The 22,013-nt window shown below is 71.6% G+C and carries 12 protein-coding genes; 3 read left to right on the top strand and 9 right to left on the bottom strand.

From position 1 onward, the window contains the following. Nucleotides 1-31: 31 nt before the first annotated feature. Nucleotides 32-2,113, bottom strand: coding sequence for a phosphate acetyltransferase (gene pta / locus AMK21_RS15390; RefSeq protein WP_073878219.1), 2,082 nt, complete (start codon nucleotides 2,111-2,113; stop codon nucleotides 32-34). A gap of 318 nt (nucleotides 2,114-2,431) precedes the next feature. Between pta and AMK21_RS15385 the strand changes: the two genes are divergently transcribed. Continuing rightward, nucleotides 2,432-3,457: an ATP-dependent 6-phosphofructokinase gene (locus AMK21_RS15385; RefSeq protein WP_073878216.1), complete on the top strand. Its 1,026-nt coding sequence runs from the start codon at nucleotides 2,432-2,434 to the stop codon at nucleotides 3,455-3,457. A 13-nt stretch (nucleotides 3,458-3,470) separates the two neighbouring features. On the opposite strand, the gene AMK21_RS15380 is transcribed toward AMK21_RS15385, so the two are convergent. The 3 genes from AMK21_RS15380 to AMK21_RS15370 all read right to left on the bottom strand — a co-directional run bounded on the left by AMK21_RS15380 (nucleotide 3,471) and on the right by AMK21_RS15370 (nucleotide 6,703). Further along, a complete protein-coding gene (locus AMK21_RS15380; RefSeq protein ID WP_073879144.1) occupies nucleotides 3,471-4,094 on the bottom strand; it encodes a helix-turn-helix domain-containing protein in 624 nt (207 codons plus the stop codon). A 264-nt stretch (nucleotides 4,095-4,358) separates the two neighbouring features. Continuing rightward, nucleotides 4,359-5,033, bottom strand: coding sequence for a response regulator (locus AMK21_RS15375; protein ID WP_073878214.1), 675 nt, complete (start codon nucleotides 5,031-5,033; stop codon nucleotides 4,359-4,361). Next, entirely contained in the window at nucleotides 5,030-6,703 is a 1,674-nt protein-coding gene (locus AMK21_RS15370; RefSeq protein ID WP_073878211.1) for a sensor histidine kinase, read from the bottom strand. Before AMK21_RS15370 ends, AMK21_RS15375 begins: the two co-directional genes overlap by 4 nt. Before the next feature lie 160 nt (nucleotides 6,704-6,863). Between AMK21_RS15370 and AMK21_RS15365 the strand changes: the two genes are divergently transcribed. Continuing rightward, complete coding sequence (locus tag AMK21_RS15365; protein WP_073878209.1) at nucleotides 6,864-8,231, top strand: cation:dicarboxylate symporter family transporter; 1,368 nt, start codon at nucleotides 6,864-6,866, stop codon at nucleotides 8,229-8,231. An 89-nt stretch (nucleotides 8,232-8,320) separates the two neighbouring features. On the opposite strand, the gene glgB is transcribed toward AMK21_RS15365, so the two are convergent. The 4 genes from glgB to AMK21_RS15345 form a co-directional block, all read right to left on the bottom strand. After that, a complete protein-coding gene (gene glgB / locus AMK21_RS15360) occupies nucleotides 8,321-10,771 on the bottom strand; it encodes a 1,4-alpha-glucan branching enzyme (RefSeq protein WP_073878206.1) in 2,451 nt (816 codons plus the stop codon). A 47-nt stretch (nucleotides 10,772-10,818) separates the two neighbouring features. Further along, nucleotides 10,819-12,240 carry a maltokinase N-terminal cap-like domain-containing protein gene (locus AMK21_RS15355; protein WP_073878204.1) on the bottom strand — a complete coding sequence of 474 codons (1,422 nt, stop codon included), beginning with the start codon at nucleotides 12,238-12,240 and terminating at the stop codon, nucleotides 10,819-10,821. A gap of 229 nt (nucleotides 12,241-12,469) precedes the next feature. Continuing rightward, nucleotides 12,470-14,176, bottom strand: a complete 1,707-nt coding sequence (treS, locus tag AMK21_RS15350) for a maltose alpha-D-glucosyltransferase (protein WP_073878201.1) — start codon at nucleotides 14,174-14,176, stop codon at nucleotides 12,470-12,472. Next, nucleotides 14,173-16,191: an alpha-1,4-glucan--maltose-1-phosphate maltosyltransferase gene (locus AMK21_RS15345; protein WP_073878199.1), complete on the bottom strand. Its 2,019-nt coding sequence runs from the start codon at nucleotides 16,189-16,191 to the stop codon at nucleotides 14,173-14,175. Before AMK21_RS15345 ends, treS begins: the two co-directional genes overlap by 4 nt. Before the next feature lie 703 nt (nucleotides 16,192-16,894). On the opposite strand from AMK21_RS15345, the gene glgP reads away from it, so the two are divergent. Beyond that, the gene (gene glgP / locus AMK21_RS15340) at nucleotides 16,895-19,567 is read left to right on the top strand and encodes an alpha-glucan family phosphorylase (protein WP_073879142.1); all 2,673 of its coding nucleotides are present in this window, start codon (nucleotides 16,895-16,897) and stop codon (nucleotides 19,565-19,567) included. A gap of 168 nt (nucleotides 19,568-19,735) precedes the next feature. On the opposite strand, the gene AMK21_RS15335 is transcribed toward glgP, so the two are convergent. After that, entirely contained in the window at nucleotides 19,736-21,778 is a 2,043-nt protein-coding gene (locus AMK21_RS15335; RefSeq protein ID WP_073878196.1) for a M4 family metallopeptidase, read from the bottom strand. Nucleotides 21,779-22,013: the final 235 nt, after the last annotated feature.

Genomic DNA, 22,013 nt, shown 5'->3' with positions numbered 1-22,013 from the left:
GTGCTTTCGTGGTCGGGAACGGGGGAAGTCGTCATGCGGGGCGCTCCTCGCCCTGCGCCTGGATCGCCGTGATCGCCACCGTGTTGACGATGTCCTGGACCAGCGCGCCCCGGGAGAGGTCGTTGACCGGCTTGCGCAGACCCTGGAGCACCGGGCCGACCGCCACCGCGCCCGCCGAACGCTGCACGGCCTTGTAGGTGTTGTTGCCGGTGTTCAGGTCCGGGAAGATCAGCACGGTGGCCTGCCCGGCCACCTCCGACTCCGGCAGCTTCGTCGCCGCGACGGACGGCTCGACCGCCGCGTCGTACTGGATCGGCCCCTCCACCCTCAGCTCGGGCCGCTCGGCCCGCACCCGCGCGGTCGCCTCGCGCACCTTGTCGACGTCCGCGCCGGAGCCGGAGGTCCCGGTGGAGTACGAGAGCATCGCGATCCGGGGCTCGACGCCGAAGCGGGCCGCAGTCACCGCCGACTGCACCGCGATGTCCGCGAGCTGTTCGGCGTTCGGGTCCGGGTTGACCGCGCAGTCGCCGTAGACGAGCACCTTGTCGGCCAGGCACATGAAGAAGACCGAGGAGACGATCGAGGCGTCCGGCTTGGTCTTGATGATCTCGAAGGCCGGGCGGATGGTGGCCGCCGTGGAGTGCACCGACCCGGAGACCATCCCGTCGGCCAGCCCCTCCTGCACCATCAGGGTGCCGAAGTAGTTCACGTCCGCCACCACGTCGTACGCCAGCTCCACCGTCACCCCGCGGTGCGCGCGCAGCTGCGCGTACCGCTCGGCGAACGCCTGGCGCAGCTCGGAGGTGTGAGGGTCGATGATCTGGGTCTCGGCGAGGTCGATGCCGAGGTCGGCGGCCTTCTTGCGGATCGTGTCCACATCGCCCAGGAGGGTGAGGTCGCAGACGTCGCGCCGCAGCAGGACGTCCGCCGCGCGCAGCACCCGCTCCTCGCCGCCCTCGGGCAGGACCACGCGCTTGCGGTCGGAGCGGGCCTGCTCCAGCAGTTCGTGCTCGAACATCATCGGCGTGACCCGGCCGCTGCGGGCCACCGAGATCCGCTCCAGCAGGGCGCCGGTGTCGACATGGCGCTCGAAGAGGCCGAGCGCGGTCTCCGCCTTGCGGGGCGTCGCCGCGTTCAACTTCCCTTCGAGGGTGAAGAGTTCCGCCGCCGTGGGGAAGGAGCCGCCGGCCACCGAGACGACCGGGGTCCCCGGCGCGAGCCGGGCGGCCAGGGTGAGTATCTCCTCGCCGGGGCGCTCGTTCAGGGTCAGCAGGATGCCTGCGATGGGCGGGGTCCCGGCGCTGTGCGCGGCCAGCGAACCCACCACCAGGTCGGACCGGTCCCCGGGCGTCACCACCATGCAGCCGGGCGTCAGCGCGTTCAGAAGGTTCGGCAGCATCGCCCCGCCGAAGACGAAGTCCAGCGCGTCCCGCGCGAGGCCCGCGTCGTCGCCGAGCAGCACCGTGCCGTCCAGGGCCGCGGTGATCTGGGCGACCGTGGGGGCGGAGAGCGCCGGGTCGTCCGGCAGTACGGAGACGGGCACCGGCAGCCGGGCCGTCAGCCGCTCCGCCATCACCGTCCGGTCCTCGGGAGCGACCCGGTTCACCACCATCGCCAGCACGTCGCAGCCGAGGCCGGCGTAGGCGCGGTAGGCGTTACGGGTCTCGGCGCGGACGGACTCCGCGGTCTGCCCCTTGCCGCCGACGACCGCGATCACCGAGGCGCCGAACTCGTTGGCGAGGCGCGCGTTGAGCGCCAGCTCGTCGGGGAGCTGGGTGGCGGCGAAGTCGCTGCCGAGGACGAGGACCACCTCGTACTCCCGGGCCACCTGGTGGAAGCGCTCGACCAGCCGTGAGACCAGCTCGTCGGTCCCCTTCTCCGCCTGCACGGTGGAGGCCTCGTGGTAGTCCAGCCCGTAGACGGACGAGGGGCTCTGGGAGAGCCGGTAGCGGGCCCGCAGCAGCTCGTAGAGCCGGTCGGGCCCGTCGTGGACCAGCGGACGGAAGACGCCGACCCGGTCCACCTGACGCGTCAGTAGTTCCATGACTCCCAGCTCGACGACCTGCCGGCCGTCCCCCCGGTCGATCCCGGTCACGTACACGCTGCGCGCCACGCGTGCTCTCCCGTCGTTGTGCGGTGCCGCGGCCCGCGGTCCGTCCAGGACGTGGGGGATCCTCCCCGCGCTGTCCCCGGCGCTCCGAGGGGTGCGGCCATTGGCCTGCATTGCCTCTTGACGATACCTGCGCGGGCCGCTATACCGCCCGCCGGAGGTTCCGGCCCCCGGATCCCTCCTACCCACTGGTGCGCTCCGCCCGGCCACAACGCGGTGCGCGCGCCCGGCGTGGGACAATCGACATGGTTCAGGGCACACGGGGGCCGCCTCAGCCGGACCCCGGGAAGCGCGGCACTAACGAGCAGGAGACACACCTCGATGCGCATCGGAATTCTCACCGCGGGCGGCGACTGCCCCGGCCTGAACGCAGTGATCCGGTCGGTCGTCCACCGGGCCGTCGTGGGCCACGGCGACGAGGTCATCGGCTTCGAGGACGGCTTCAAAGGGCTGCTCGACGGCCACGTCCGCCCCCTCGACCTCAACGCGGTCAGCGGCATCCTCGCCCGCGGCGGCACCATCCTCGGCTCGGCCCGCCTGGAGCGCGACCGCCTGCGCGAGGCCGCCGAGAACTGCGAGGAGCTGGCCCGCCGTTACGACCTGGACGCGCTCATCCCGATCGGCGGCGAGGGCACGCTCACCGCGGCCCGGATGCTCTCCGACGCGGGCATGCCGGTCGTCGGCGTCCCGAAGACCATCGACAACGACATCTCCGCCACCGACCGGACCTTCGGTTTCGACACGGCCGTCGGCGTCGCGACCGAGGCCATAGACCGTCTCAAGACGACCGCCGAGTCCCACCAGCGGGTGATGGTCGTCGAGGTCATGGGCCGCCACGCGGGCTGGATCGCGCTGGAGTCCGGGATGGCCGGCGGCGCCCACGGCATCTGTCTGCCCGAGCGCCCCTTCCAGGTCGACGACCTGGTCAAGATGGTCGAGGAGCGGTTCGCCCGTGGCAAGAAGTTCGCCGTCATCTGCGTCGCCGAGGGCGCGCACCCGGCCGAGGGCTCCATGCCGTACGCCAAGGGCGCCATCGACCAGTACGGCCACGAGCGCTTCCAGGGCATCGGCAACCGCCTCGCCGTCGAGCTGGAGACCCGGCTCGGCAAGGAGGCCCGGCCGGTCATTCTCGGCCACGTCCAGCGCGGCGGCACGCCCACCGCGTACGACCGGGTCCTCGCCACCCGCTTCGGCTGGAACGCGGTGGAGGCCGTCCACCGCGGCGACTTCGGCCGGATGACCGCCCTGCGCGGCAACGACATCGCCATGGTGCCGCTCGCGGACGCGGTCACGCGGCTGAAGACGGTCCCGGTGGACCGGATGTACGAGGCGGAGTCGGTGTTCTAGAGCGGTACGGGGTTCACACCCCGGCCGTCCGCCAGAACTGGTCCACCACCCGGGCCAGGAACGCCCGTCCCGCGTCGCCCGTAGTCGCGGACCGTTCCTGGCCCGTGCTGCTCCAGCTCAGGGTGGAGACCATCAGGGCCTGGTAGTCGGCGTGCAGCTGTTCCAGGACGTCCTGGATCCGGGCCCGGTCCAGCGGGACGATCTTCGCCACCGGACGGACGTACGCCTGCCAGCGCGTCGTGACCGCACTCGTCAGCAGCTCGGCCAGCTCCTCGTCGCGGCCCGTCGCCGTGAGGAACTGGGCCGGTGAAAGGCCGAGCGCCCGGCTCAGCGCGGCGGACTGCCGCTCGTTCCCCTTCCAGCGCCCCGCCTCCTCCATCCGCAGGTACGAGGCCCCGGTCATCCCGAGCTGCCGCGCCAGGTCGTCCACCGAGAGCTCCCGGCTCATCCGGTGCTCGCGCAGGGTGGAGGCGGCGGCCAGCAGCTCGCCCGGGGCGCACCAGAGGACACCGGCCAGGGCGGTCAGCTCACGTTCGCCGGGGGTCGCGAGACCGCGTTCCCAGGCGACGACGGTCTCGGCGGGTATCCGGAGCCCGTACTGGGCGGCGAGGCCGTAGGCGACATGGCCGGGAGCCATCCCCAGTGCCTCACGGAGTCGGCGCGCGGCGGGGGCGTTGAAGGGCGGGGTGGGGTGCACGGCCCCACCGTAGAAGCCCGTGTCGCAGTTGGCTACGGTCTGTCCCGCACAGAACACGCTTCGTACGAACCTCCTAGCGCGAACCGGGCGGGCGGTACGCAGTCAAGCGTCCTACCAGCGCTTTCCCTACCGCCGGTAGCGCCACCCGGGCACCTCCGTGCGCCCATGCGGCAAGCGCTTGCCGCATGCGTCGGCGGCCGGGGCTCAGCGGCCTCCGGCCAGCCAGCGGTAGTGGAGCTCCGGTCGGCCGACCTGCCCATAATGTGGACGCCGCGCCGCGCTCCCCACGGTCACCAGATGCTCCAGATAGCGGCGCGCGGTGATCCGCGAGATCCCGAGACGCTCCCCGGCGGCCGCCGCCGTCACCCCCTCCGCGGACTCCCGCAGGACCCGGGTCACCGCCTCCAGGGTCGGCCCGCTGAGCCCCTTCGGCAGAGCGGCCGGCTGGGCGACCCGCAGCGCGCCCAGCGCCCGGTCCACCTCCTCCTGCCCGCTGGCCTCACCCGCGGCACCCCGGAACTCCGCGTACCGCACCAGCCGGTCCCGCAGTGTGGGGTAGGTGAACGGCTTCAGGACGTACTGGACGACCCCCAGCGACACCCCCTCCCGCACCACCGCGAGGTCCCGCGCCGAGGTCACCGCGATCACGTCCGCCCCGTGCCCGGCGGCCCGCAGCGACCGCAGCAGCCCGAGCCCGTGCCCGTCGGGGAGGTAGAGGTCGAGCAGCAGCAGGTCCACCGGGGTGCGCTCCAGCACCCGCACGGCCTCCGCCCGGGTGTGGGCCACCGCGGCCACGGTGAAGCCGGCGACCCGCCCCACGTACATCCGGTGCGCGTCGGCGGCCACCGGATCGTCCTCCACCACCAGGACCCGGATCACGCGGTCACCTCCTTCGCGCGAGCGGCAGTCGTACGGTCCCCGAGCGGCAACCGCACCGTGAACCGCGCCCCGCCCTCCGGCGCCCGGTCCAGCTCCACCGACCCGCCGTTGCGGTGCGCCGCCTGGCGCACCAGCGCGAGGCCGAGCCCGCGCCCCGCCCCATGCGTGGACCAGCCGCGCCGGAACACCTCGTCCGCCTCCTCGGGGCCGATGCCCGCCCCGGTGTCGGAGACCCGCAGCAGCAGCTCCCGGTCGTCGGCGAGGGCGGTCACGGTGACCCGGGCCCGCCCGCCTCCCTGCGAAGCCGTACGCTGCGCCGGGACCGCCCCCACGGATTCGCCCTCCGAGGCCGCGTCCACCGCGTTGTCGATCAGATTGCCGAGGATCGTCACCAGATCGCGGTGGGCCAGCGAGGGAGGCAGCGCCCCGTCGTCGATCAGACTGTCCTCGGCGAGATCCAGCTCCACCCCGCGCTCGTTCGCCTGGGCCGCCTTGCCCAGCAGCAGCGCGGCCAGCACCGGCTCCTCGACCGCGCCCACCACCCGGTCGGTCAGCACCTGGGCCAGCTCCAGCTCCGCCGTCGCGAAGTCCACCGCCTCCTCCACCCGGCCCAGCTCGATCAGCGACACCACCGTGTGCAGCCGGTTCGCGGCCTCGTGGGCCTGCGAGCGCAGCGCCTGGGTGAAGCCGCGCTCGGAGTCCAGCTCACCGGTGAGCGCCTGGAGCTCGGTGTGGTCCCGCAGGGTCACCACCGTGCCGCGCCGTTCTCCGCCCACCACCGGACGGGTGTTGACGACGACCACCCGCTCCGCCGTCAGGTGCAGCTCGTCCACCCGCGCCTCCGAGGCCAGCAGCGCCCCGGTCAACGGCGCGGGCAGGGCCAGCTCGTCCACGGTCCGGCCGAGCGCCTCCGCCTCCGGGGCGATGCCCAGCAGCTCCCGCCCGGCGTCGTTGACCAGCGCGATCCTGCGCTGCCCGTCCAGCATCAGCAGCCCCTCGCGCACCGCGTGCAGGGTGGCCTGGTGGTAGTCGTGCAGCCGGCTCAGCTCGGCCGCGTTCATCCCGTGGGTGTGGCGCCGCAGCCGGGCGTTGATGACGTACGTGCCGATCCCGCCGAGCGCCAGCGCCCCGCCCGCCGCCAGCGCGAGGGCGCCGAGCTGTTCGCGTACCTGCGAGGAGACCCGGTCCACCGTGATGCCCGCGCTGACCAGTCCGATGATCTCCTCGCCGTCGCGGACCGGGGTCACCACCCGTATCGAGGGGCCGAGCGTGCCGGTGTACGTCTCGGTGAAGGTGGCCCCGGCGAGCGCCTCCTCGGTGTGGCCGAGGAAGGTCTCGCCGATCAGCGACGCGTCGGGGTGCGTCCACCGCCGCCGCTCGGTGTCCATGATCGTGACGAAGGCGATCTGGGTGTCCCGGCGCACCTGCTCCGCGTACGGCTGGAGTGCGGCGGAGGGGTCCGGGGTACGGATGGCCTCCCGTACGGAGGGGGAATCGGCCACCGCGACGGCCGCCGCCCGCACCTGCCGGGTCGCCGTCTGCTCCGCCTGCGCGGAGCCGGAGACGTACGCGAAGACCGCGCACCCGGCCACCACCGCGGCGATGAGCACGACCTGCATGGCGAAGAGCTGCCCGGCCAGGGTCCGGGGGCGGGTACGGGGGAGGCGCATGGCCCTCAGTCTGCCTCGCCGGAGCGAACCTCTCCCAGCGGCCGGAAAGCACCCGTGAACGATATGAACGCAAGGGTGACCGGGGTCACAGGGCGGTGGATAGTCACCGGAGCCCCCAGGGACGGGGGCGCACCCCCTGACCGAGCCGAGGAGCCCCACGATGGCCGTGGCAGCCAAGCAGCGGGACCGTACCCACTACCTGTACATCGCCGTGATCGCCGCCGTGGCGCTCGGCATCCTGGTGGGCTTCGTCGCCCCCGGGGTGGCCGTCGAGCTCAAGCCCATCGGCGCCGGCTTCGTGAACCTGATCAAGATGATGATCTCGCCGATCATCTTCTGCACGATCGTGCTGGGCGTCGGCTCGGTGCGCAAGGCGGCCAAGGTCGGCGCGGTCGGCGGCCTGGCGCTGGGCTACTTCCTGGTCATGTCGACCGTCGCCCTCGCCATCGGCCTGCTGGTCGGCAACTTCCTGGAGCCCGGCTCCACCCTCCACATCACCGAGGCGGCCCGCGCCGCCGGTGAGAAGCAGGCGTCCGGTGCCAGCGAGTCCACCGTGGACTTCCTGCTCGGCATCATCCCGACCACCATCGTCTCCGCCTTCACGGCGGGCGAGGTGCTCCAGACCCTGCTGGTCGCGCTGCTCGCGGGCTTCGCGCTCCAGGCGATGGGTTCGGCGGGCGAGCCGATCATCCGGGGCATCACCCACATCCAGCGGCTCGTCTTCCGCATCCTCGCCATGATCATGTGGGCCGCCCCCGTCGGCGCGTTCGGCGCGATCGCGGCGGTGGTCGGCGAGACCGGGCTCGACGCCCTGAAGTCCCTGGCGATCATCATGATCGGCTTCTACGTCACCTGCGGACTCTTCGTCTTCGTGGTGCTCGGCGCGATCCTGCGCCTGGTCGCCGGGGTCAACCTGTTCTCCCTGCTGAAGTACCTGGGCCGCGAGTTCCTGCTCATCCTCTCCACCTCCTCCTCCGAGTCCGCCCTGCCGCGGCTCATCGCGAAGATGGAGCACCTGGGCGTCAGCAAGCCCGTCGTCGGCATCACCGTGCCGACCGGCTACTCCTTCAACCTCGACGGCACCGCGATCTACCTCACGATGTCCTCGCTCTTCATCGCCAACGCGATGGGCGACCCGCTGAGCGCGAGCGAGCAGATCTCGCTGCTGATCTTCATGGTCATCGCCTCGAAGGGTGCGGCCGGCGTGACCGGCGCCGGCCTCGCGACCCTCGCGGGCGGGCTCCAGTCGCACCGCCCCGAACTCGTCGACGGGGTCGGACTGATCGTCGGCATCGACCGCTTCATGAGCGAGGCCCGCGCCCTGACCAACTTCGCGGGCAACGCGGTCGCCACGGTCCTGGTCGGCCACTGGACCAAGGAGATCGACAAGGAGCGGGTCGGCCAGGTCCTCGCCGGACAGCTTCCCTTCGACGAGCGGACGCTGGTCGACGACGACCACGGCGGTCCGGCCACCTCCGCCGAGCTCCCCGAACCGCGTGAGACGGCGGCCGAGCCCGCCAAGGTCTGACCGGCCCTTTCCAGCCACTGTGACACCCCCCACCAAGGACACCCGTATCCCCCGGTACGGGTGTCCTTGCTCCGTCCCGGCGCGGTCCCTTACGCGGGCCGGAACCACACCGTCGCCAGCGGCGGCAGCGTCAGCGAGATGCTGGCCGGCCGGCCGTGCGCGGGCACCGCCTCCGCCTTGAGCGGCTCCTCGTTGCGTACGTCGCTGCCGCCGTACCGGTCCGCGTCCGTGTTGAGGACCTCCACCCAGCCCTCGGTCCCGGTCTCCGGCACCCCGAGGCGGTAGTCGTGCCGGACCACCGGGGAGAAGTGCGAGACCGCGAGCAGCGGCGAGCCGTCCGCGTCGTACCGCAGGAACGCGAAGACGTTGTCCTCGGCCGCCCCGCCGTCCACCCAGCTGAACCCCTCCGGGACCGTGTCGCGCTGCCACAGCGCGGGCACCGCCCCGTACACCGCGTTCAGGTCGCCCACCAGGTTCCGCACCCCGCGGTGGTCACCGGAGGCCTCGTACGTCGGGTCCAGCAGCCACCAGTCCGGGCCGTGACCCTCGGACCACTCCGCACCCTGGGCGAACTCCTGTCCCATGAACAGGAGTTGCTTGCCGGGGTGGGCCCACATGTAACCCAGGTAGGCGCGGTGGTTGGCGCGCTGCTGCCACCAGTCGCCGGGCATCTTCGCCACCAGCGCCTGCTTGCCGTGCACCACCTCGTCGTGCGAGATCGGCAGCACGTAGTTCTCGCTGTACGCGTACACCATCGAGAACGTCATCTCGTTGTGGTGGTACTTGCGGTGCACCGGCTCCTTCGCCACGTACAGCAGCGAGTCGTGCATCCAGCCCATGTTCCACTTCAGCCCGAAGCCCAGGCCGCCGCTGTCGGTGGGCCGGGTGACGCCGTCCCAGGCGGTGGACTCCTCGGCGATGGTGACGACCCCGGGGTTGCGCCGGTAGACCGTCGCGTTCATCTCCTGGAGGAAGGCGACCGCGTCCCAGTTCTCCCGGCCCCCCTGGTCGTTGGGCGACCACTGGCCGTCCTCGCGGGAGTAGTCGAGGTAGAGCATCGAGGCGACGGCGTCGACCCGCAGCCCGTCGATATGGAACTCCTCGCACCAGTAAGTGGCGTTGGCGACCAGGAAGTTGCGTACCTCCGTGCGGCCGTAGTCGAACTCCAGCGTCCCCCAGTCCGGGTGCGCCGCGCGCTGCGGGTCGGAGTGCTCGTACAGCGGCCGCCCGTCGAACTCGGCCAGCGCCCAGTCGTCGCGCGGGAAGTGGGCCGGGACCCAGTCCATGATGACGCCGATGCCCGCCCGGTGCAGGGCGTCCACCAGGTACCGGAAGTCGTCCGGGGCGCCCATCCGGGAGGTCGGCGCGTAGAAGCCGGTGACCTGGTAGCCCCAGGAACCGCCGAACGGGTGCTCGGAGACCGGCATCAGCTCGACGTGCGTGAAGCCGAGATCCTTGACGTACGAGGGGAGTTGGTCGGCAAGTTGCCGGTAGGTCAGGCCCGGTCGCCAGGAGGCGAGATGGACCTCGTAGACGGAGAAGGGCGCCTCGTGGACCGGGCGGTCGCCCCGGTGCGCCATCCAGTCCGCGTCCCGCCATTCGTGGTGCGAGGCGGTGACCACCGAGGCGGTCGCGGGCGGGACCTCGGTACGGCGGGCCATCGGGTCGGCCCGGACCGTGTGTGAACCGTCCGGGCGGCAGATGTCGTACTTGTAGAGCGCGCCCTCGCCGACCCCGGGCAGGAACAGCTCCCACACCCCGGTCGAGCCGAGCGAACGCATCGGTGTGCCCGTGCCGTCCCAGCAGGTGAAGTCTCCCGTCACCCGCACCCCGCGCGCGTTCGGCGCCCACACGGTGAACCGGGTCCCGGCCACCCCCTGGTGGACCATCGGCTCCGAGCCGAGCGCCCGCCACAGCTCCTCGTGGCGGCCCTCCCCGATCAGATGGAGGTCCAGCTCGCCGAGCGAGGGCCAGAAGCGGTACGGGTCGTCCACCTCGATGGTGTTGTCGTCGTACGCCACCTGGAGCCGGTAGACCGGGACCTCCTTCACCGGCAGCACGCCGGAGAAGAACCCGTCGCCGTCGTCGTGCAGTTCGGCCCGCACGCCTTCGGCCAGCACCGTCACCGAGCGGGCGAACGGGCGCAGCGCCCGTACCAGCACCCCGCCCGGGATCGGCCGGGCGCCGAGCACGTCGTGCGGGGCGTGGTGGTCGCCGGCCAGCAGTCGGCCGCGGTCCGCGCCGTCCAGGGCCGGCGCCGGGCGGGCGCCCCCGCCGTCGCCGCCCTGCCGGGGGCGCGGCGGGACGGCGTCCGCGCGCTTGGGCCGGGCGCGCTTGGCGGCTGCGGGGGCCTTGGTGGCCGTGGCCGTCGTGGCGGCCTCGGCTTCGACGGGAGCGGGAGCGGGAGCGGGAGCGGAGGCAGGCGCGGGAGCGAGTGCGGGCTCGGGCGCCGTCTCCACCCTCGCGGCGTCGACAGGAGCGTTGGCTTCGGCGGCTGCGGTCTTGCGGGATCCCTTGCGGGACGGCTTGCGGGCGGTCACAGGGACTGCCTCCTCAAAGAGTTCGGAGGGCGGAGGGGAGTGGGGGCTCAGGCCGCGGCGGACTGGGCCAGTCGCTGGATGGCGGCCATGGGGACCGGCAGCCAGTCGGGGCGGTGCCGGGCCTCGTACACCACCTCGTAGACCGCCTTGTCGGTCTCGTGGGCGCGCAGCAGCTCCGGTTCGCCGCGTGGATCGGTGCCCGCCGCGAGCGCGTACCCCTCGCAGTAGGCGGCACGGCAGCGGGCCGCCCACTCGGGTTTCCACGGGCGGTGGGAGCGGGCCGCGTAGTCGAAGGAGCGCAGCATGCCCGCCACATCGCGGACCGGGGGTGCCGGGCGGCGGCGCTCGTCCAGCGGTCGGGCCGGTTCGCCCTCGAAGTCGATCAGCGACCAGAAACCGTCGGGGGAGCGGAGCGCCTGGCCGAGATGGAGGTCGCCGTGCACCCGCTGCTGCGCCCAGCCGCCGCCCCGGTGCCCGAGCGCCGTGACGGCGTCGAACGTGGTGCGCAGGGCGGGGACGTACGGGGCGAGCGCGGGCACCGCCTGGGCGGCGGCCTCCAGACGCTGGGTCATCTGGGCGATCAGCTGCCGGGTCTGCGTCCCCTGCAGCGCCGGGGTGGGCAGGGCCGCGGCGAGGGCGGTGTGGACCTCGGCGGTGGCCCGGCCGAGCGCCCGCGCCTCGGGGACGAAGTCGCGGCCCGCCGTGAGCGCGGTGAGGGCGAGCTGCCAGCCGTCCCGGGCACCGTGCAGGAAGGGCTGGAGCACGCCGAGGGTGAGCGGTTCGAGGCCGGGGGCCTCGAACCAGGCGACCGGCGCCGGGACGCGGTCGCACCCTTCGCGGGCCAGGGCGAGCGGCAGCTCCAGATCCGGGTTGGTGCCCGGGAAGACCCGGCGGAAGATCTTGAGGATGTACGCGTCGCCGTAGACCAGCGAGGAGTTGGACTGTTCGGCGTCCAGGACCCGGGGCGCCAGCCCGGCCGAGATCGCGGCGGTCCGATCGAAGCGGAGGGAGCCGAGGGTGCCTGGGCGGCGGAACCGTTCCAGCAGAAGGTCCGCCAGGCGCGGATCGTGCAGCGCGTCGTAGACGGTGCGCCCGGCCAGCGGTCCGCGCTCCACCCGCCCGATCAGGGCCGCGGCGAGCGTGGTCGGCAGCGAACTCCGTACGCCGATCAGGAGCTGGTAGCAGTCGTCGCCCGGGTGGGCCGACGGCGACGGCTGCTGGACCCGGACCAGCAGATGGAGCAGACCGGGGCCCGCGGTGCCGTCCAGCGGCAGCATCTCGGTGGCGGAGACCAGGACGAAGCCGGTGACCGGCCGGCCCTTGCCGGCGAACCACCGCTGCCGGGGCAGCCATTCATGGAGCAGGGGGGCGAGGGACGGCAGCAGGGCTCCGTCCGTCGTACTGCTTGGGGTGGCGCTGTTCCTCGTGCTCTTCGCCAGGGCGACGTGAGTGGATGCAGCCTCCGACATGGCATCGCGTCCTTTCCCCGGGCACACAGGATGCGAAGAGTGTCCCGGATTGCGGCAATGGCTGTCCGGCTGTGCGGGACGTGTCGGGAGAGGAAGGTGCTTACGGACTCGAACGGCGGAACCGTGAAGGCCCGAGGCGACGGAACCGTGAGGGCCCCAGGCCTTTCGTTTCGCTCAGAGTGCCCCGTGCGGGGCGGCGGAAACCGCCCCGCACGGGATGTCCGCCGGATCAGACCGGCGGCGTGTCCTTGCGCAGCCGGAACCAGTAGAAGCCGTGTCCCGCAAGGGTCAGCAGGTAGGGCCACTGGCCGATGGCCGGGAAGCGCACCCCGCCGATCAATTCCACCGGATGGCGTCCGTTGAACGACCGCAGGTCGAGTTCCGTCGGCTGTGCGAACCGCGAGAAGTTGTGCACGCACAGGACGAGGTCGTCCTTGTACTCGCGGGTGAACGCCAGTACCGCCGGGTTGGAGGACGGCAGCTCGGTGTACTCGCCGAGCCCGAAGGCCGGGTTCTGCTTGCGGATCTCGATCATCCGCCGGGTCCAGTGCAGCAGCGAGGACGGCGAGGCCATCGACGCCTCGACGTTGGTGACCTGGTAGCCGTAGACCGGGTCCATGATCGTGGGGAGGTAGAGCCGCCCCGGATCGCTGGAGGAGAAGCCGGCGTTGCGGTCGGGCGTCCACTGCATCGGGGTGCGGACCGCGTCCCGGTCGCCCAGCCAGATGTTGTCGCCCATCCCGATCTCGTCCCCGTAGTAGAGGATCGGGGAGCCGGGCAGCGACAGCAGCAGCGCGGTGAACAGCTCGATCTGGTTGCGGTCGTTGTCCAGCAGCGGGGCCAGGCGGCGGCGGATGCCGATGTTGGCGCGCATCCGGGGGTCCTTGGCGTACTCCGCGTACATGTAGTCGCGCTCTTCGTCCGTGACCATTTCGAGGGTCAGCTCGTCATGGTTGCGCAGGAAGATGCCCCACTGGCAGTTCTTCGGGATCGCCGGGGTCTTGGCGAGGATTTCGGAGACCGGGTAGCGGCTCTCGCGGCGCACCGCCATGAAGATGCGCGGCATGACGGGGAAGTGGAACGCCATGTGGCACTCGTCGCCGCCCGCCTCGAAGTCGCCGAAGTAGTCGACGACGTCCTCCGGCCACTGGTTGGCCTCGGCGAGAAGCACGGTGTCCGGGTAGTTGGCGTCGATCTCCTTGCGGACCCGCTTCAGGAAGTGGTGGGTCTCGGGGAGGTTCTCGCAGTTGGTGCCCTCGCGCTGGTAGAGGTAGGGCACGGCGTCGACCCGGAAGCCGTCGATGCCCAGGTCCAGCCAGAAGCGCAGGGCCGCGAGGATCTCCTCCTGCACCGCCGGGTTCTCGTAGTTGAGGTCCGGCTGGTGGGAGAAGAAGCGGTGCCAGTAGTACTGCTTGCGCACCGGGTCGAAGGTCCAGTTGGACGTCTCGGTGTCGACGAAGATGATCCGGGCGTCCTGGAACTGCTTGTCGTCGTCCGCCCAGACGTAGTAGTCGCCGTACGGCCCGTCGGGGTCGGTGCGGGACTGCTGGAACCACTCGTGCTGGTCGCTCGTGTGGTTCATGACGAAGTCGATGATGACGCGCATGCCCCGCTGGTGCGAGGCGTCCACGAACTCCACGAAGTCGGCGAGGTCGCCGAACTCCGGCAGCACGGCGGTGTAGTCGGAGACGTCGTAACCGCCGTCGCGCAGTGGGGACTTGAAGAACGGCGGCAGCCAGAGGCAGTCGACACCGAGCCACTGGAGGTAGTCCAGCTTGGCGGTGATGCCCTTGAGGTCGCCGATTCCGTCGCCGTTGGAGTCCTGGAAGGACCGTACGAGCACCTCGTAGAAGACGGCGCGCTTGAACCAGTCGGGATCACGGTCCTTGGCGGGTGTGTCCTCGAACGTGTCGTGGACAGGCTCATTGACGATCATGGTGTGGGTGACCCTCCGGTCGGCGGGGACGGTCGCAGGACGGCGATGTGCGCGGGCGTGATACCCGGCTCTAGGCGCACATAGAAGGCCCTGCCCCAGTGATAGGTGTCGCCGGTGAGCTCGTCGCGCACCGGTACGCGCTCGTGCCCTTGAAGGCCGAGCCGCTCCATGTCCAACGAGACCGTGGCCTCCTGGGTGTGGTGAGGGTCGAGGTTCACGACCACCAGCACGGTGTTCGAGCCGGAACGCTTGCTGTAGACGATCAGCGACTCGTTGTCGGCGTGGTGGAAGTGGACCTCGCGCAGCTGCTGGAGCGCGGGGTTACGTCGTCGGATCCGGTTCAGCGAGGTGATCAGGGGCGTCAGCGTGCGGCCCTCGCGCTCCGCCGACTCCCAGTCCCTCGGGCGCAGTTCGTACTTCTCCGAGTGCAGGTACTCCTCGCTCCCCGGCTTGGCCGGGGTGTTCTCGCACAGCTCGAAGCCCGCGTAGACGCCCCAGGAGGGGGAGAGGGTGGCGGCGAGCACGGCCCGGGCCTCGAAGGCCGGGCGTCCGCCGTGCTGGAGGTAGCCCGGCAGGATGTCCGGGGTGTTCACGAAGAAGTTGGGCCGCATGTACGAGGCGGCCTCGCCCGACAGCTCCGTGACGTACTCCGTCAGCTCCTGCTTGGTGTTCCGCCAGGTGAAGTACGTGTACGACTGCTGGAACCCGACCGCGCCGAGGGTGTGCATCATCGCGGGGCGGGTGAACGCCTCCGCCAGGAAGATGACGTCGGGGTCGGTGCCGCTGATCTCCGCGATGACCTTCTCCCAGAACACCACCGGCTTGGTGTGCGGGTTGTCGACGCGGAAGATGCGTACGCCGTGGTCCATCCAGAAGCGCAGGATCCGTGACGTCTCCGCCACCAGGCCGCGCATGTCCTTGTCGAAGGCGATCGGGTAGATGTCCTGGTACTTCTTCGGCGGGTTCTCGGCGTACGCGATCGAGCCGTCGGAGCGGTGGTGGAACCAGTCCGGGTGGTCCTTGACCCATGGGTGGTCCGGGGAGCACTGGAGCGCGAAGTCCAGGGCGATCTCCATCCGGAGGTTGCGGGCCACCTCCACGAAGTGGTCGAAGTCCTCCAGCGTGCCCAGCTCCGGGTGGACGGCGTCGTGCCCGCCGTCCGGCGAACCGATCGCCCACGGCACGCCCGGATCGTGCTCACCGGGCGTCAGGGTGTTGTTCGGGCCCTTGCGGTGGGTCGTCCCGATCGGGTGGATCGGGGGCAGATAGACGACATCGAACCCCATGGCGGCGACGGCGGGCAGCCGCTCGGCCGCCGTCCGGAAGGTGCCGCTGACCAGCCGCGTCTCGGCGTCCGGCGAGGTGTCGGCCGGGTCCACCGGCACCTGCTTGGCGCCCTCCGAGCGGGGGAACAGCTCGTACCACGACCCGTACAGCGCCCGCTCGCGCTCCACGCGCACCGCCAGCGGCTTGGACCGGGTGACCAGTTCGCGCAGCGGGTGCCGGGCGAGGACGGCCTCGGCGGCAGGGGTCAGGGCGGCGGCCAGCCGGGCGGCCGGCGGGTGGGCCGTGTCGCGCAGCGCGTCCACCGCGGCGAGCACCGCCTCGCGCCCGTTCTTCTTCGGTACGCCGGCGGCGGCCCGCTCCAGCAGGACCGCCCCCTCCGCCAGGACCAGCTCGGTGTCGATGCCCGCCGGGATCTTGATCGCCGCGTGGTGGCGCCAGGTGGCGACCGGGTCGCTCCACGCCTCCACCGTGTACGTCCAGCGGCCCTCGGCGTTCGGGGTGATCTCGGCACCCCACCGGTCCGTGCCCGGGGCCAGCTCGCGCATCGGGGTCCACGGTCCCACCCGTCCGCTCGGATCGCGCAGGACGACGTTGGCCGCCACCGCGTCATGGCCCTCGCGGAAGACGGTGGCGGTGACCTGGAAGGTCTCGCCGACGACGGCCTTCGCCGGACGTCTGCCGCAGTCGACGAGGGGGCGGACGTCCAGTACGGGAATACGACCGATCATGGAATCACCTGGGGGCTGGAGGAGCTCGGCGTGCACGGGTGACGGCACGGATGCGGAGGACCGACCGCGCGTGCCGCGAAGATGGGGATCTGTCCTTTGTAGCTGCTCAGCTGTCTGCTGACGGGCTGTGGGCATGGCCGCTCCTGTCCGCGTTCACTCGAATGGCACTCGAATGGGTGGGTCGCGGGGGTTTCGTGCAGGTTTCGGATGCACCGGGAAGGTGTGCGGGCCCGGTCGGGCTGCGTACCGGGAAAGCCTTCCCCACGTTCGTTCCCGGGAAATCCGGCGCTGTGTTAACTACTCGGTCGTAGCCGGTCGGTCAGGTCCGGTCAGGTCCGGGTCGGGGTCCGATGGCGCCCGGCGTGCGCCTCCGAGGCGTACGGGGCCCGAAGCGCCCTCACAGGTTCCGGATACCCGCTAAGCGGCGCCACACGGCAGCCTTCCCTGTGACAGGAAGGTCCACAAGGCTGCGTACGGGAAGGAAATCGGCCAAACCCGCAGGTGAAGGGTGGGGTGGGAGAGGGCCGCCGGTGCGCGTGGTGCTCCTGTGGGGAGGCGCACGCGGGCCGTCCCCGGACTCCGTGAGCCGTCCGCGCGCCGTGGCCGCGGGCCACGGACGGCCGCTACCGTCGAGGGTGATGGAAGGGACGCACACCGTGGTGCGTCCGCTCGGATGCGCAAGTCCCCTGTAAAGGTGGAGTACGTGAAGGCCATTCGTCGATTCACCGTGCGTCCTGTCCTCCCCGAACCCCTCCGACCCCTCCACGACCTCGCGCGCAACCTGCGCTGGTCGTGGCACACCGAGACCCGCGAGCTCTTCCGGTCCGCCGACCCCGAGGGGTGGCGGCCCGCGGAGGCCGACCCCGTACGGCTGCTCGGCTCCCTGACCGCCGGGCGCCTGGCCGAGCTGGGCCGGGACGAGGAGTACCTGGGCCGCCTGGCCGAGGCCTCCGCCGATCTGAAGGAGTATCTGGACGGCCCCCGCTGGTACCAGGAACAGCAGGCCGCGGGCGCGGAACTCCCCTCCGCCGTCGCCTACTTCTCACCCGAGTTCGGCGTCACCGCCGCACTGCCCCAGTACAGTGGCGGCCTCGGCATCCTCGCCGGTGACCACCTCAAGGCCGCCAGTGACCTGGGCGTCCCGCTCATCGGTGTCGGCCTGCTCTACCGCCACGGCTACTTCCGCCAGAGCCTCTCCCGCGAGGGCTGGCAGCAGGAGCACTATCCGGTCCTCGACCCCAACGAACTCCCGCTCGACCTGGTCCGCGAGGCCGACGGCACCCCTGCCCGGGTGGTACTCGCCCTGCCCGGCGGGCGCTCGCTGTACGCCTCGATCTGGCTGGCCCGGGTCGGCCGCGTCCCGCTCCTCCTGCTCGACTCCGACGTCGAGGAGAACGCGCCGGGCGAGCGCGATGTCACCGACCGGCTCTACGGCGGCGGCAGCGACCACCGCCTCCTCCAGGAGATGCTGCTCGGCATCGGCGGGGTGCGCGCGGTGCGTACCTGGTGCCGGCTCACCCGGACCCCGGAGCCGGAGGTGTTCCACACCAACGAGGGCCACGCCGGCTTCCTCGGCCTGGAGCGCATCCGGGAACTGGCCGCCGACGGGCTCGGCTTCGACGCGGCCCTCGAAGTGGTCCGCGCCGGGACCGTCTTCACCACCCACACCCCGGTACCCGCCGGGATAGACCGGTTCGACCGGCAGCTGATCGCCCGCCACTTCGGCGACGACGGTGAGCTGCCCGGTGTCGCGGTGGAGAAGATCCTGCGCCTGGGCCGGGAGACCTACCCCGGCGGGGAGCCCGAGCTGTTCAACATGGCGGTGATGGGGCTCCGGCTCGCCCAGCGCGCGAACGGTGTCTCCACCCTGCACGGGGCCGTCAGCCGGGGGATGTTCTCCGGGCTCTGGCCGGGCTTCGATCCCGCCGACGTGCCGATCACCTCCGTGACCAACGGGGTGCACGCCCCGACCTGGGTCGCTCCCGAGGTGTTCCGGCTCGGTGCCGGACAGGTCGGCACCGGCCGCGCCCACCAGGTCCTGGCGGGCGGGCCGGTGGACGGCGAGCCCTCCGAGCAGCGGACCGGCACCCCGCGCCGCTGGGGCGCGGTGGGCGGGATCGGCGACCAGGAGATCTGGGAGCTGCGCCGCGAGCTGCGCGGCCGGCTGGTGACCGAGGTCCGCCGCCGCCTGTACGCCTCCTGGCGCCGGCGCGGCGCGGGCACCGCCGAGCTGGGCTGGATCGACGACGTCCTCGACCCGGACGTCCTCACCATCGGCTTCGCCCGCCGCGTCCCCTCGTACAAGCGGCTTACGCTGATGCTGCGCGACCGCGACCGGCTGCGGGAGCTCCTCCTGCACCCGACGCACCCGATCCAGATCGTGGTGGCGGGCAAGGCCCACCCCGCCGACGACGGCGGCAAGCGGCTGGTCCAGGAGCTGGTGCGGTTCGCCGACGACCCGCGGGTGCGCCACCGCATCGTCTTCCTGCCGGACTACGGCATGGGCATGGCGCAGAAGCTCTACCCGGGCTGCGACGTCTGGCTCAACAACCCGCTGCGCCCGCTGGAGGCGTGCGGTACGAGCGGGATGAAGGCGGCGCTCAACGGCTGTCTCAACCTCTCCGTGCGCGACGGCTGGTGGGACGAGTGGTTCGAGCCGGACTTCGGCTGGGAGATCCCCACCGCCGACGGCTCGGCGGTCGACGAGGACCGGCGCGACGAGCTGGAGGCCAACGCCCTGTACGCCCTGATCGAGGACCGGGTCGCCCCGCGCTTCTACGACCGGGGAGCCACGGGGCTGCCGGACCGGTGGATCGAGATGGTCCGCTCGACCCTGGTCAACCTGGGGCCGAAGGTGCTGGCGGGGCGGATGGTGCGCGAGTACGTGGAGCGGCTCTACGCCCCCGCCGCGCGGTCCCGGCGGGCGCTCGGCCCGGCGGTGGCGCGGGAGCTGGCGGAGTGGAAGGCGAAGGTCCGGGCGGCCTGGCCGGAAGTCTCCGTCGACCATGTGGAGTCGGTCACCGACACCGTGGCGGGCGGCTCGGCGGAACTGGGGGCGACCCTGTCGCTCCGGGTGCGGATCGCCCTCGGCGGTCTCGACCCGGACGACGTCGAGGTGCAGGTGGTGGCGGGCCGGGTGGACTCGGCCGACGCCATCGCGGACGCCCAGGTCTTCCCGCTGAAGCCGGCGGGCGGCCATGACCTGGAGGACCGCTGGCTGTACGAAGGCCCGCTCGCCCTGGACCGGACGGGACCGTACGGCTACACCGTGCGCGTTCTGCCCTCGCACGAACTGCTCTCCTGCGGTGCCGAGTTGGGCCTGGTCGCGGTGCCGAACGAGGCGACGGGGGAGGGTGCGGGCGTACTGATGCGCTGAGCTCAGCCGAGGTGGGGCCCGGTACCGCGACGCGCGGTGCCGGGCCCTTCTGCTGCGGGAGGGCTCCCTGTTCGTGTATGCGACCCCCTATATGGCGAACGGCCCGGCGGGGGAGCAGAGCCCCTGCCGGGCCGTTCGGTCATGTGGTGGTGCGGTGCCGCCGCTGGATCAGAAGGTGAGCTTGAAGCTGTTGATCCGGCCGGTGTCCGAGCGGTACACGTCCTGGACCCTCAGCTTCCACTCGCCGTTGGCCACCTTGGACGAGGCGTTGACCGTGTAGGTCGCCACCACGTTGTCCGCGGAGTCCGAGGAGGAGGAGTTCTTCAGGCGGAAGGTGCCGCCGTCCGGGGCGACCAGGTCGATGACCAGGTCACCGCGGTAGGTGTGGCTGATGTTCACGTCGACCTTGAGGGCGCTCGGGGCGTTGCCCGCGATACCGGTGACGTTGACCGCGCTGGTGACGGCCGCGCCCGCGTCCGGGATGTTCACGACGGTGTTGTTCTGGAAGACCTTGCCACCCGGGTCGGGGTCGCCGCCGCCGGGGCGGGTACCCACGTTGACGCCGGCCCAGGCGTGGGCCACGGCCGCGTACTCGGGGCTGGTGGCGCCGTACAGCTCACTGGCGACCGCGAGCGTGCCGGTGCGGGCAGCGGCGTAGTTGGTCGTCGAGGTGAACTTGGTGGTGAGCGCCTTGAACCAGATCAGCGAGGCCTTGTCCCGGCCGATACCGGTGACCGGCAGTCCGTCGGAGGTCGGGGAGTCGTAGCTGACGCCGTTGATCGTCTTGGTGCCGCTGCCCTCGGAGAGCAGGTAGTACCAGTGGTTGGCCGGGCCCGAGGAGTAGTGGACGTCGACGCTGCCGATGCCGGAGTACCAGTAGTCCTTGGAGCTGCCGTCCCGGCTGGGCTTGTCCATGTAGCGCAACGGGGTGCCGTTGCCACGGATGTCGATCTTCTCACCGACCAGGTAGTCGCCCTGGTCCTGCGGGTTGTTCGCGTGGAACTCGACGGCGGCGGCGAAGATGTCGGACGTCGCCTCGTTGAGGCCGCCGGACTCACCGCTGTAGACGAGGCGCGCGGTGTTCGAGGTGAGGCCGTGGGTCATCTCGTGGGCGGCCACGTCGATGGAGGTCAGCGGCTTGGCGTTGTTCGCCCCGTCGCCGTACGTCATGCAGAAGCAGCTGTCCTGCCAGAACGCGTTGACGTAGTTGTTGCCGTAGTGGACCCGGGAGTACGCGCCGACGCCGTCCCCGCGGATGCCGTTGCGGCCGTGCACGTTCTTGTAGTAGTCCCAGGTGAGCGCGGCGCCGTAGTGGGCGTCGGCGCCGGCCGTCTCCAGGTTCTGCGGGGTGCCGTTGCCCCAGACGTCCGTGGAGTTGGAGAAGAGCGTGCCGGTGCCGGAGGTGCCCCGGTTGAGGTTGTACGTCTTGTGGCTGCCGCGTGCGGTGTCGGTCAGCGTGTACGAGGGCGCGGTGCCCAGCGTCACCTGGCCGCTGTACTGGGTGTTGCCGGTCCCGTTGTGGACGGCCTGCCACTCGTACAGCTTCTCGCCGGAGGCCGCGTCGGTGATGACGTGCAGCTCGTTGGGGGTGCCGTCGTGCTGGAGTCCGCCGACGACCGTCTCGTAGGCGAGCTGCGGGGAGCCGCCGCCCAGCCAGACGACCTTGCGCGGCGCCTTGTCCGCCTTCGTCGCCTTCGATCCCTCGGTCTTCGCCGCACCGAGCGCCTGCTTCTCGGCGGCGGCCGGGGCCACGTCGGCGGTGAGGCCGACGGCCTTCAGCTGCGCGGTGGTCGCCTTCGAGGCCTTGGTGACGCTGAGGGTCCTGCCGGCCGTCGTCTCCTGGACCACCAGGTCGCCGCCGAGGACGGGGAGTCCGTCGAGGGTGCGCTCGTAGCGGGTGTGCGTGGTGCCGTCCCGGTCCTGGACGACATCGCGGACGACGAGCTTCTCCGTGGCGCCGAGTCCGAGCTCCCTGGCGGTCGCCGCCTTGGTCGCGTCGGCCTCGCGGAGGAGTTCGGCGCGCTGGGCGGGGGAGAGCTCGGCGGGGAGCGAACCCGGGTCGGCCTTCGTGCCGGCGGTGATCCCGCCGGCGGGGGCGGCCGAGGCCGGGGTGGCGGTGGCGGAGCCTGACTGCAGTCCGACGGCGATCATGGCTGCTGCGGCTATCAGAGCGCCGGTCGCGGTGGCGCGACGGCTGGGCGTGGATCTCACGCGGACTCCTTCTGCGAGGGGGGTTACCCGGCGGCGCTGGATGAGCCGTCCGGGACAGTGCAGGCGGTGCGCAGAACGGGGTGAAGAGTGTCAGCAGATCCGTACGTCTGTCAGGAGCGCGTCAAAATGTTGGCCGGAATTCGTTCGTTGCCCGAAAGGTCATGTTCGTTAAGCGGACGTTTCGCCGATCTTCACCCGAATGCCGCCGGGGTGTGTCAAGGCCTGTATTCACAGG

The organism is Streptomyces sp. CB00316 (assembly GCF_001905595.1).
GTDB lineage: Bacteria > Actinomycetota > Actinomycetes > Streptomycetales > Streptomycetaceae > Streptomyces.
The sequence above is the reverse complement of the archived record's forward strand: the minus strand, read 5'-3'. Positions and strand labels throughout refer to the sequence as shown.

What these genes read in the sequence shown, in the direction of transcription:
- AMK21_RS15370 (WP_073878211.1), bottom strand. Translation starts at nt 6,703, where the DNA reads ATGCGCCTCCCCCGTACCCGCCCCCGGACCCTGGCCGGGCAGCTCTTC.
- AMK21_RS15385 (WP_073878216.1), top strand. Translation starts at nt 2,432, where the DNA reads ATGCGCATCGGAATTCTCACCGCGGGCGGCGACTGCCCCGGCCTGAAC.
- AMK21_RS15380 (WP_073879144.1), bottom strand. Translation starts at nt 4,094, where the DNA reads ATGGCTCCCGGCCATGTCGCCTACGGCCTCGCCGCCCAGTACGGGCTC.
- treS (WP_073878201.1), bottom strand. Translation starts at nt 14,176, where the DNA reads ATGATCGTCAATGAGCCTGTCCACGACACGTTCGAGGACACACCCGCC.
- AMK21_RS15355 (WP_073878204.1), bottom strand. Translation starts at nt 12,240, where the DNA reads ATGTCGGAGGCTGCATCCACTCACGTCGCCCTGGCGAAGAGCACGAGG.
- AMK21_RS15365 (WP_073878209.1), top strand. Translation starts at nt 6,864, where the DNA reads ATGGCCGTGGCAGCCAAGCAGCGGGACCGTACCCACTACCTGTACATC.
- AMK21_RS15345 (WP_073878199.1), bottom strand. Translation starts at nt 16,191, where the DNA reads ATGATCGGTCGTATTCCCGTACTGGACGTCCGCCCCCTCGTCGACTGC.